At 61.9% G+C, this 11593-nt stretch carries 9 protein-coding genes; 7 read left to right on the top strand and 2 right to left on the bottom strand.

From position 1 onward, the window contains the following. The first annotated feature begins 137 nt into the window (after positions 1 to 137). The 5 genes from ACSQ87_RS22945 (at position 138) to qhpG (ending at position 6983) form a co-directional block, all read left to right on the top strand. A complete protein-coding gene (locus tag ACSQ87_RS22945; RefSeq protein WP_436274453.1) occupies positions 138 to 1163 on the top strand; it encodes a histone deacetylase family protein in 1026 nt (341 codons plus the stop codon). 193 nt (positions 1164 to 1356) lie between these two features. After that, positions 1357 to 3261, top strand: a complete 1905-nt coding sequence (locus ACSQ87_RS22940; protein ID WP_436274452.1) for a sigma-54-dependent Fis family transcriptional regulator — start codon at positions 1357 to 1359, stop codon at positions 3259 to 3261. Continuing rightward, on the top strand, positions 3261 to 4979 hold the full coding sequence (locus tag ACSQ87_RS22935) for an ABC transporter ATP-binding protein (protein WP_436274451.1): 1719 nt from the start codon (positions 3261 to 3263) through the stop codon (positions 4977 to 4979). The genes ACSQ87_RS22940 and ACSQ87_RS22935 overlap by 1 nt, the downstream gene beginning before the upstream one ends. After that, positions 4969 to 5646, top strand: coding sequence for a subtilisin-like serine protease QhpE (qhpE, locus tag ACSQ87_RS22930; protein WP_436274450.1), 678 nt, complete (start codon positions 4969 to 4971; stop codon positions 5644 to 5646). Before ACSQ87_RS22935 ends, qhpE begins: the two co-directional genes overlap by 11 nt. After that, a complete protein-coding gene (qhpG, locus tag ACSQ87_RS22925; protein WP_436274449.1) occupies positions 5643 to 6983 on the top strand; it encodes a flavin-dependent monooxygenase QhpG in 1341 nt (446 codons plus the stop codon). Before qhpE ends, qhpG begins: the two co-directional genes overlap by 4 nt. A gap of 169 nt (positions 6984 to 7152) precedes the next feature. On the opposite strand, the gene ACSQ87_RS22920 is transcribed toward qhpG, so the two are convergent. Further along, positions 7153 to 8643 carry an aldehyde dehydrogenase family protein gene (locus tag ACSQ87_RS22920; protein WP_046048401.1) on the bottom strand — a complete coding sequence of 497 codons (1491 nt, stop codon included), beginning with the start codon at positions 8641 to 8643 and terminating at the stop codon, positions 7153 to 7155. Positions 8644 to 8918: 275 nt separating this feature from the next. Here ACSQ87_RS22920 and ACSQ87_RS22915 point away from each other — a divergent pair, with 275 nt between their 5' ends. After that, positions 8919 to 9173 (top strand): DUF1652 domain-containing protein, encoded by a 255-nt coding sequence (locus tag ACSQ87_RS22915; RefSeq protein ID WP_008145342.1) that lies wholly within the window; start codon positions 8919 to 8921, stop codon positions 9171 to 9173. A gap of 50 nt (positions 9174 to 9223) precedes the next feature. Here ACSQ87_RS22915 and ACSQ87_RS22910 read toward each other — a convergent pair whose 3' ends face one another. Then, positions 9224 to 9580 carry a hypothetical protein gene (locus ACSQ87_RS22910; RefSeq protein ID WP_223433205.1) on the bottom strand — a complete coding sequence of 119 codons (357 nt, stop codon included), beginning with the start codon at positions 9578 to 9580 and terminating at the stop codon, positions 9224 to 9226. Between the two features lie 343 nt (positions 9581 to 9923). Here ACSQ87_RS22910 and peaA point away from each other — a divergent pair, with 343 nt between their 5' ends. Continuing rightward, positions 9924 to 11504, top strand: a complete 1581-nt coding sequence (peaA, locus tag ACSQ87_RS22905) for a quinohemoprotein amine dehydrogenase subunit alpha (RefSeq protein WP_436274448.1) — start codon at positions 9924 to 9926, stop codon at positions 11502 to 11504. Positions 11505 to 11593: the final 89 nt, after the last annotated feature.

The following is an 11593-nucleotide window of genomic DNA, read 5'->3' as shown; positions in this document are numbered from 1 at the left end:
CGTTCCGACTTGCTCGCGAAGAGGGTGTGTCAGTCGACACAAATGTTGTTTGACACACCGCATTCGCGAGCAAGCCCGCTCCCACAGTTGAACGCACTCGGTTTCAAGATCTACGTTAACTGACAGGTATTAGAACCATGCGCAGTTTTTTCCACCCCGAACAATTGCTTCACCATCCACGCAGCTACTACTCCCGTGGGCAGATGCGCACGCCACAGGAAGTACCCGAGCGCGCTCAGCGTTTGGTCCAGGCGTCGCACTCGCTGGGCTTTAACGTCGAGCAACCGGTCGATGCCGGGCTCGATCCGCTGCTGGCGGTCCACGGCGCGCCGTACCTGACGTTTTTGCAGGAGGCGCATCAACGCTGGAAAGAGATCCCCGAGGATTGGGGCGACGAGGTGATGTCGAACATCTTCGTCCGCGAGCCCAATGCCCTGCGCGGGATTCTCGCCCAAGCTGCGAGGTATCTGGCCGATGGCAGTTGCCCGGTGGGTGAGCAGACCTGGCGTTCGGCCTATTGGTCGGCGCAAAGCGCGATCGCTGGCGCCCAAGCCTTGCTCGATGGCGAGCCGGCGGCTTACGCCTTGTGCCGTCCACCAGGGCACCATGCCCGGGCCGAAGCGGCGGGCGGTTTCTGTTATGTGAACAACGCTGCGGTGGCTGCTCAGGTTCTGCGTGCCGGGTTTGCACGAGTCGCGGTACTCGACACCGACATGCACCACGGTCAGGGAATTCAGGAGATTTTCTACGACCGCGATGACGTGCTTTATGTCTCGGTGCATGGCGATCCGACCAACTTCTATCCGGGGGTGGCCGGGTTCGCTGATGAGCGGGGTGTCGGGAAGGGTGAGGGCTTCAATCTCAACTTGCCGATGGCGCATGGCGCCAGTGAGGCGGATTTCCTGGGGCAGTTGGACGTGGCGTTGACGGCGGTGAAAGACTTCGGCGCCGAGGTGCTGGTGTTGTCCCTGGGCTTCGATATTTTCGAGCTGGATCCGCAGAGCAAAGTGGCGGTGACCCGTGAAGGGTTTGCGGCGCTTGGGGAGCGGATTCGCAGCCTGGGGGTGCCGTGTCTGATTGTGCAGGAGGGTGGGTATCACCTGGAGAGTCTTGAGGATAATGCGCGGGCGTTTTTTGTGAATGCCGAGGTGTGGAACCTCTGACCGTGGCGAGGGGGCTTAACCAGCGACCGCATGTCTTCAGAAGCACTACGTTCGTCGGTTTACGACTGCTGCGCAGCCGAACGGGGGCAAGCCCCCTCGCCACAGGACTTGCCATCGCCCTGACGTTAACGTAAAGATTGCGGCAGGGCGCTGATCTTAAAAAAGCGCAGGGCGGACCGATCCGGAGCGCTTGATGACGCTAATAAAAACAACTCCTCCCAAGCTGCACCGCGAAGCCCGGCTGGCCCGGGAAAAGCTCCATCTCGAGGGCGAAGTCCCGGATGGCGTGCTGCGGGCGGAAATCGATGCGTCGTGGCGGCGTAGCCTGAGCCATGGCGTGCATTTCAATGCCAAGCACGAGCTGGCGCTGGAATCGAGCGCGAGCCTCGACGTCCTGTTGGCAAGCAATCGGCTGCTGATCGATGCGGCATTGCCGGCCATCGATTACCTGGCCGAGCGCCAAGGCAAGGAAGGGCTGATCATCCTCGCCAATTCCGACGCCACCATCCTCGCTGTCGAAGGACGCGCCGATCGCCTCAAGGGCAGCGGCCTGCAAGATATCACCCTTGGCGCCTGCTGGAGCGAAGCCGCTCGCGGCACCAATGCGTTGGGCACCGCACTGGTGGAAGCCCGGCCAACGATGATCGATTGCGGCGAACATTACCTCGATCGCCTGACCGATTTCTCCTGCACCTCGGTGCCGATCCATTGCCCGCAGGGCGACATCCTCGGTGTACTCGACCTGACCCGCGAAGGCCCGCTGGGCCGCGTCCATGACAGCACCGCGTTGCTGGCGATGGCCGTCAGCCAGATCGAAAGCCGGGTGTTCAACGCCAGTTATCCGGACGAAATCGTCCTGGCTTTCCACAGCCGTCGGCAGTACCTCGAATCCCCTTGGCAAGGTCTGTTGGCGGTGAGCCTTGGCGGGCAGATTCTCGCGGTCAGCGCCCAAGCCTGTCAGTTGCTCCACGCTGAGCGCACGGCGCTGGTCGGTCGACGCTGTGAAGAGTTTCTGGGCGTCGATGGCCTGCAACTTCTGTCGCGTCTGCATCAGGGCGGTGTCGGCAGTTTGCAAACGGCCAAAGGCGAGTTCTTCTACAAAACCCTGCGTGCGCCGCAGCGTTCGATCAATGTCAGCACGCCGCCGCGCAGCACAGCGAAAACCGCCAAAGCACAACCGGATCTCGAATCCCTGGCCGGCAGTAATGTCCGTTATGCCCGAGCCTTGCGCATGGCGCGTCAAGGCCTGGCGAATGAGCTGCCGGTGTTGCTGCTGGGCGAAACCGGCACCGGTAAGGAAGTAATCGCCCGTGCCCTGCACATGGCCGGCACCCGCTGCGACAAACCCTTCGTCGCGGTGAACTGCGCGGCGATCCCCGAAGGCCTGATCGAGTCGGAACTGTTCGGCTACCGCGAAGGTGCGTTCACCGGCTCGCGTCGCGGCGGCATGATCGGTCGTCTGCAACAGGCCCATGGCGGCACCTTGTTTCTCGACGAAATCGGCGACATGCCGCTGGCCTTGCAGGCCCGTCTGCTGCGGGTGTTGCAGGACCGTAAAGTGGCACCGTTGGGCGCCGGTGAAGAGCAAGACATCGACGTCGCATTGATCTGCGCCACGCACCGCGATCTCAAGCGTCTGGTCGAAGAAAAACATTTCCGCGAGGACCTGTTCTACCGCGTCAACGGCATCAGCGTGATGCTCCCGGCTCTGCGCGAGCGCGAGGATTTCAGTGGTCTGGTCACTCGCCTGCTGGCCAAGCTGGATGCGCCGACGATGGTCCTGCATGACGATTTGAACCGCTTGCTCGGCGGCTATCACTGGCCGGGCAACATCCGCCAACTGGAAATGGTTTTACGAACGGCGCTGGCCATGCGCGAGCCGGGGGACACCGTACTCACCCTCGACCACTTGCCCGACAGCATGCTCGACGAGTTGAGCGCCACCGAACGCCCTCAGGCCGGCAGCATTCGCGAAAATGAACTGGAGCTGATTCGCCAGTCCCTGGACACTCATCAGGGCAACGTCTCGGCCGCCGCCGACGCCTTGGGCATCAGCCGCGCGACCTTGTATCGCAAGCTCAAACAGTTGCGCTCGTGATGCAGCGCTTGATCGTTCGGCTGATCGACAGCCAGAACCCCGAAGCCCTGCAAGCGGCCTTGCGCTGGCTCTACAGCTTCGTGCGACCGCATCGTCTGGCGATTGCCGGGTTGCTCGGGTTATCGGTCTGCGCCTCGTTGCTGGTGTTGGTCCAGCCCTGGCTGACCAAGCTGCTGATCGACGATGGTTTGCTGGCGCGCAACTTTCCGATGCTGGTGCTGATCGCCGGGCTGATGATTGTGGCCGGGTTGTTGGGCACTGCGCTGTCGGGGATCAACCGTTACCTGCACACGCGGCTGTCCGGGCGGATTCTGTTCGCCCTGCGCGATGATCTTTATCGTCATCTGCAAACGCTCTCGCCGAGTTTCTACGGACAGCGCCGCATCGGTGACCTGATGTCTCGCCTCGATGGCGACGTTGCGGAGATCCAGCGCTTTGCCGTGGACTCCTTGTTCTCGGCGGTGTCGAGCGTGATCGGTCTAGTCTGTGCCGTGGCGATGCTGCTGACCCTGTCGTGGAAACTCTCGTTGCTGGCGCTGGTGCTGATTCCCCTCGACGTGCTCTGGCTACGCTGGATGCGACGCAAGGTCGAACGGGATGTGCGGCAATTGCGCGAGCGTTCGGCGGACATGTCCTCGTTCATGGTCGAGACCTTGCCGGTGATGAAATTCATTCAGTCTGCCGGCCAGCAACAGCGTGAATCGCGGCGCCTGGAGACATTGGGTCAAGGCTACATGAGCCAGTTGCTGCGCCTGCAAGTCACCGAGTTTTTCACTCAGGCGGTGCCGGGCACACTGACGTCCCTGTCTCGTGCCTGCGCGTTCCTGATCGGCGGATATTGGGTGGTGCAGGGAACCTGGCAACTGGGCGCACTGATCGCGTTTTCCACCTACCTGGGCATGGCCGTCGGACCGGTGCAGAGCCTGCTGGGCCTCTATGTCGCGGTCCAACGAATGACCGTCAGCCTCGGGCGCGTGATGGAGTTGCGCGGCGAAGAGCCGAGCGTTCTCACGCCGGTCACGCCGCAGCCGATGCCGACCTCTGGCGAGCTGCGTTTCGACGACGTGCACTTCAGCCATCCCGGTCGCCCGACAACCCTGCGCGGCATCGAAGCGCGAATTCCCTACGGTTTGAAAGTCGCCCTGAGCGGCGGCTCTGGCGTCGGCAAAACGACCCTGATCGACCTGCTGCAACGGCACCACGACCCGCAGTCCGGTCGGGTGTTGCTGGGGGAGGTCGATCTGCGCGAACTGGACCTGTTCCAGCTACGTCGGCGGATTGCCGTGGTCAGTCAGGACATCGTGCTGTTTCGCGGCAGCCTCGCCGACAACCTCGCCTACGCGGTGCCGGACGCCAGCCGTGAAGCGATTGCCGAGGTGGCGCGGCTGGCGCAACTCGACAGCCTGATCGAGTCCTTGCCCGAAGGCCTCGACAGTCCGTTGGGCGAACGCGGTCAGCAGTTGTCCGGCGGGCAGAAGCAGCGCATCGCCATCGCCCGGGCGCTGTTGCAGGATCCATTGATTCTGGTGCTGGACGAAGCGACCTCGGCGGTGGATGAAGCCACCGAGCGCGAAGTCATTGAAGCCATCGATCGACTGTTTGCCGGACGCACGCGGATCCTCATCAGCCACCGTCCTTCAACCTTGGCGGATGCCGATTTGCGCTTTGAATTGCTCGACGGCGTACTCACTTCAAAAACGGTGCTGCATGAAGCCTGAGCTGCGGATTGGCGTGGTGGACAGCGGTCACTCGGCGGCACAGCGGGTGCAAGTGGTCGCCGGACGGCGTTTCTCGTTGCTGGCGGATGGATTGGCCGAAAGCGACTTGCGCGACGATCCGCTGGGCCACGGCAGCGCGGTGATCGAGGCCATCGGTCGGCGGGCGCCTTTGGCGGTATTTTGCGTGGCTCAGGTGTTCGACCAGCGCGGGGTCACCAGCGCGTTGCAGATCGCTACGGCGATTGACTGGCTGGTGGCGCAGGACGTTCGGCTGATCAATTTGAGCCTCGGTCTGCGTCAGGATCGCAGCCTGTTGCGTGAAGCCTGTGCGGCGGCGGTAGCGCGAGGTGTTTTGCTCTGTGCGTCCAGTCCGGCGCAGGGCGAGGGCGTGTTTCCGGCGAATTATCCCCAGGTGCTGCGAGTCACCGGCGATGCGCGTTGCGCCGAACAGGAATGGTCGTGGCTCAACAGTGCTCAAGCGGATTTCGCCGCGTGTGTGCATGGCACCTATCCGGGGCAGTCTGGCGCCAGTCTCGGTTGTGCGGCGTTGAGTGGGCACATCGCGGGTTTCCTAGTTGCGCATCCCGAGGCGAGCAACGAACAGGTCATTGAGTGGCTGCGGGAGAATGCCCGTTATCGCGGCCCTGAACGGCGCTTCGGGCCATGATTTTGATTCTTGGTGCAGGGCCAGCGGGCGCGGCGGTTGCCTTGGGTTTGCGTCGACTCGGTTATCCCGTGACGCTGGTCAGCGAATGGCGGCGGTTTGCGGCGCTGGAAGGCGTTTCCATTCGGGTGCTGGAGGCCTTGCGTGGCGCGGGGCTTCATCAGGCGCTGGCGGATGCGGCGCTGCCGTCGCAAAGACAGGTGTCATGGAACGGTCAGCAGCATGCGCAGAACATCGAATTTTTACTGGATCGCCCGAGCTTTGATCGAGGCTTGCGCGAGGATCTGCGCCTGGCTGGCGTTGAGCTGATCGAAGGCCGCGTGCTGACGGTGCAGTCATCGGTTTCGGGGCATCGGATCGAGGTCGAAGGGCGCGAGGCGCTGTTGGCGGATTTTCTGGTTGAGGCGCGTGGGCGTCAGGCGCCTGCACTCGGCAAAGGCCTGCGCGGACCGGAGACGGTCAGCCTGCTCAATCGTTGGCAAGGCACGCCAGGCAGCACCGCCAGCGCGGTGGAAAGCCTTGAGGACGGCTGGGCCTGGATGGCCCGGCGAGCCGACGGTCAGTGTTACTGGCAATGGACGGTGGACGTGGCCAGTGCTGAATTGCCGGGCAAGGCGATGTTGCTCGACTACTGTCGTGAGCGACGTCAGGGTTCGGCGTTGGCGCGATCGTTTTTCGGCGCCGGGCCTGAGGTCGATCTACAGCTTCATGCGCGCAGCAGCACAGCGATTCTTTGCCCGCAGGTGTGTGGCGAAAACTGGATTCGGGTCGGCGACGCGGCGATGGCGGTGGATCCGCTGTCGGGCAACGGGATTTTTCAGTCATTGTCCTCGGCATTACAGGCGCCGACGGTGATCAACACGTTGTTGCGTAAACCCGAGCGAGCGGCGTTGGCTCAGCGCTTTCATCAGCAACGGGTGGAGCAGTTGTTTTTGCGTTTTGCGCGGATCGGGCGGGATTTTTATGCCGATGAGCAACGTTGGTTGGAGCAGCCATTCTGGCTTGCGCGCCGGCAGTGGCCGGATGCTGAAGTGGCGCATGCCGAGGCGGATTTTTCTTCGTTGAGGATTGAGCGCGCGCCGGTGTTGAACGAGGGGTTTGTGGATGAGGCTGAGGTGGTGATCACGGCGGATCAGCCGCTGGGGATCTGGCATGTGCAAGGGGTTGAGCTGGCGCCGTTGGTGCGGCGGTTGCGGACCGAACCGGCCGAGCAGGCGTTGGCCGGGTTGACGGTGGAGCAGGGACGGGTGGTTCGGAGTTGGTTGTTGAGTCAGGGATATCGTCCCCTCACCCTAACCCTCCCGAAACGTCGGACCGCCCCAAAGGGGCGAGGGGACTGACCGAGGTGTTCTTAGAGCTACATCGACCTGAAATATCGAGTCGAACTCAGGTTCTGAAAACCATGAAGATCTGCTCCCTTTCCCCCTCTCCCCATTGGGGAGAGGGATGGGCGGGCGGCGTTCCGATGAGGGGTGGCTCTTGAATTGCACACCCAACTCGCTGAACCCGCTACAACTTGATCAACACCGACTTCAACTCGGTGTAATGCTCAATCGCCGCATACCCCATCTCCCGCCCAACCCCGGACATCTTGTACCCACCAAACGGCAACGCCGGGTCCAGCGCACTGTGGCAGTTGACCCACACCGAACCCGACTTGATCCGCGGAATCATCCGGTGCACCGCCGCCAGATCGTTCGACCAGATACTCGCCCCCAGCCCATAGGGACTGTCGTTGGCCATGCGCAACGCATCGGCCTCATCATCAAACGGAATCGCCACCAGCACCGGCCCGAAGATCTCCTCCTGCACCAGCGAGTGCTTCTGATCGACATCCACAATCACCGTCGGTTTGACGAAAAAGCCCGGCCCGAACTGCTCGCCACCGCAAGCGATGGTTGCGCCGCTTTCCCGACCCTTTTCGATGTACCCGTAAACCCGCTCCTGCTGGCGCGCCGAGATCAGCGGCCCCATCTCGACGCTAGGGTCTAGTCCGTTACCCAGTTTCATGGCGTTGGCGATGTCGGCGATGTCCGCCACCACATTGTCGAAATGCTTACGCTGCACATACAGCCGCGAACCTGCGCAGCACACCTGGCCCTGATTGAAGAAAATCGCACTGGCGGCGCCGGCTGCGGCGGACTTCAGGTCGGCGTCGGCCATGACGATGGTCGGCGATTTGCCGCCCAGTTCCAGGGTCACCCGGGTCATGGACTCCATGGCGATCTTGCCGATCTGCTTGCCCACGGCGGTGGAGCCGGTGAAGGTCAGCTTGTCCACCAACGGGTTGTGGGTCAGGGCGGAACCTGCGGTGATGCCGGTGCCGGTGACCACGTTGAACACGCCTTCGGGGTAACCGGCTTCCAGCACCAGTTCGGCCAGTTTCAGTGCGGTCAGCGGGGTTTCGTCGGCGGGTTTGAGTACCACGGTGCAACCGGTGGCCAGGGCCGGGCCGAGTTTCCAGCAGGCCAGCAGCAGCGGAAAGTTCCAGGCAACGATGGCGCCGACCACGCCCACTGCTTCGCGGCGGATGAAACTGTGGAATTGATCGTTGGGCATCAACGGCAACGACACTTCAACGCTTGAGCCTTCGATCTTGGTCGCCCAACCGGCCATGTAGCGCAGGAAGTCGATGGACAGTTGCACGTCCATCACTTGGGCCACCGCCGCGCTTTTGCCGTTGTTCAGGCATTCCAGTTGCGCCAGCAGTTCGGCGTCGCGTTCCATCAGGTCGGCGAGTTTCCACAGCAGGTTCTGCCGCTCCCGAGGTCGGGTGCGGGTCCAGGCCGAATCATCGAAGGCCTGACGCGCAGCGAGTACGGCGCGATCGACATCCTCAGGCGTGGCCCGCGGCACGACGCACAGCACTTCGCCGGTGGCCGGGTTGTGCAGGGGCATGGTCTGGCCGTCGGCGGCCTCGACCCAGTCGCCGCCGATGAGCATGCGCGGAGCGCGCTGGATGAACGCCGAGGTGGCGGGAAGCAAATAAGGCAGGGGCATGGCGAGACCTCTTGTTGTTCGTGAGAACGAGGGCTTTCGCAATGGCTGTGCCAAGTGCCCGAAAAGGCAGAACCACCCTTGGTCGGCGGGGTTTTTGGGCACTCAAGGGAATCGCGGGCGCTGTGAGATTGTTGCAAATTGCGACAGCTGTGAGACGACGAGCAACCGGGTTGCGACCTTGAGGTACCCATTATTGAGGACTAGAATTTTCAGGATAGGTGGGTGAAATGACGGACCGTTCATCCGGCAATACATCTGGCGTGAGGGAGGTAACGATGTTCCTTTCAACCCTGGAAATTCAAAACATCATTGAACACAGTTTTCTGCCGTCCGTATGCACCTGCACCATGGCGGCGGACCAGTCCCTGACGATTCGGGTCTGCGACTGCATGACCGGCAAAGTGGATATTGTGGCCACCCACGTTCCCCTGTGGACACTGGACAGTCCCCATGCGATCGCGTCGCTGGTGGCGGACATGCAGCACGAGATCGACGTACACAAAAGCGTTTCCCCCACCTATGACATCTGAACCGGCGTCACGCCGCACCGTGGGGCCGCGGTGCGGCCCGCGCCGATTATTCAGGCTGCAAACTTCCGGGAAATTTCTTCGAACGTGTCGCCATCCACGGCAGCCAACAGCTTTCTGTCGTCCTTGAGCGTCGCCAGAAAGGTCACTTCGGTTTCCTTGCCGGCCAGCATGAACCCGGCAATTGCGCCGATGGGCCCCAACAGCATGGCCCCGGCCACGCCAAAGCCGATGGCATCCTTGATGTTGTTGATCGAATCCTCGTTGGCCACTTCCACGCTCTTGAACGATGAGAGCGGGAGGGTAATGCCAGGCCATGGATGAAGCGACGTTCTGAGGGTGAAAACGCCGTCTCTGTACTCTCCATCACCCTGCAGAAAGTCCCCCGCCAGGACAGTGATGCTTGCCATTTTTTTATCCCCTGGTGGCAATCGGTGAACAACCATTTCGCGCTTGCAGGGGATCGGCGTCAATCGCCGGCCGATGAGCTGTTCCGGTCAGGCCATCTATGCTGTCTCAGACTGCAACAACTGTCGCGATATTAGACGCAGGCGATCTCGTTCAGCGATGGCGCAAAGCAGTCATCTTCGCGCAACGACTTGATTTAAAAGGTAATCGGCAAGCTGGCACGCTCCGTGTATTGCTCATCGCAGACGTTTCTCTTGCCTCCGTCAGCGGTGCGCCGCCGACGGCAGAAACCATAAAAACGATAAGCCACAAAAATAAGAAAGCACCGTGCGAGGTTCGACGTTGATGAAGAGAAAACTCCGTTCAGGCCTGAGTGTCAGTCTGCTGGCCGTGGCCGCTTGTGTGGCGCTGCATTCGCCTTACAGCCTGGCAGCCCGCGACGCCCAGACCATCCTCAAGGAAACCTGTCAGGGCTGTCATACCCCCGAAGCCGATAACGCCCTGAGCCGCATCAGCCACCAGCGCAAAACCCCTGAAGGTTGGCTGATGAGCATCGCCCGCATGCAAACCATGCACGGTTTGCAGATCAGTGATGACGACCGCCGAACCCTGGTCAAATACCTGGCCGACACCCAAGGCCTGGCCCCAAGCGAGACCGATGGCGTGCGTTATGCGCTGGAGCGTCGACTCAATACCGTCGAGAAATTTGACGACCAGACCAGTCAGATGTGCGGTCGCTGCCACTCCGGTGCGCGGGTCGCGCTGCAACGGCGTCCGGCCCAGGAATGGGAGCGTCTGGTGAACTTCCACCTCGGCCAGTGGCCGTCGCTGGAGTACCAGGCTCTGGCTCGTGACCGTGATTGGTTCGACCTTGCTCGAAAAGACATGGTGCCGCTGTTGGCCAAGCGTTATCCGCTGGACAACCCGGCCTGGAAAAAATGGCTGAGCACCGCGCCGAAATCTGATGTTCTGGTCGGTGACTGGAGCTTCAGCGGCCACTTGCCGGGCAAGGGTGAATTGGCCGGCGTGATGAGCGTCACTGCCGATGGCAGCGACACGTTCAAGGTCAGCGTCAAAGGCCAATACGCCGACGGCAGCCCGTTCAACGGCGATGGCAGCGCGATTCTCTACACCGGTTACGAATGGCGCGGCAACGTGACCATCGACGGCGTGACCATGCGCCAGGTGTTCGCCGCCCAAGGCAATGCGATGCAGGGCCGGATGTTCGAGGCCGAGCATGATGAGCGGGGGCTGGACTTCGTCGCCGCCAAGCAGGGCTGCAGTCGTTTGCTGGCGGTGCAGCCGGGTTACCTGAAGGCTGGCGCTGAAACGGAAGTCACGCTTGTCGGCAGCGGTCTCACCGGCAAACCGAACTTTGGCAAAGGCGTGGAAGTGGTCGAAGTCATCGAGCAGAGCCCGGAGCGCATCAAGGTCAAACTCAAGGCCGCTGCCAACGCTCAACCGGGTCTGCGCAACGTCACCGTCGGCACGCTGAAAGGCCCGACCCTGTCGGTCTACAGCAAAATCGCCGAAGTCAAAGTCGTGCCCGAGTTCTCGGTGGCGCGAATCGGCGAGGGTGGTGGTTCGACACCGAAAGTCCAGGGCCGTTTTGATGCCGAAGCCTGGGGCAAGGGCGCTGACGGCAAGCCGTATCGCATCGGCGTATTCCCGGCGCAGTGGTCGGTCGAAGCCTTCGACGACCGTGCCAAGGAAGACGAGGACGTCAAGTTCGCCGGCACCATGCAGGCTGACAGCGGCGTGTTCACACCGGGCGATGCCGGGCCAAACCCGCAGCGCAAAATGTCCACCAACAATGCCGGCAACCTCAAGGTGATCGCCGCCGTCGACGACGCAGGGAAATCCCTGACCGGCGAAGGCCACATGATCGTCACCGTGCAACGCTGGAACAATCCACCCATTCCATGATTTTGAAAACGTGAGCTGGCTGACTTCAACGGCTTCAGACATTTTTTTGGAATGACCGTGAGCCCCGTAGAACGGGGTTTGCACAGGAG

It is taken from the genome of Pseudomonas sp. LjRoot277 (assembly GCF_964253845.1).
Classification (GTDB): domain Bacteria; phylum Pseudomonadota; class Gammaproteobacteria; order Pseudomonadales; family Pseudomonadaceae; genus Aquipseudomonas.
The sequence above is the reverse complement of the archived record's forward strand: the minus strand, read 5'-3'. Positions and strand labels throughout refer to the sequence as shown.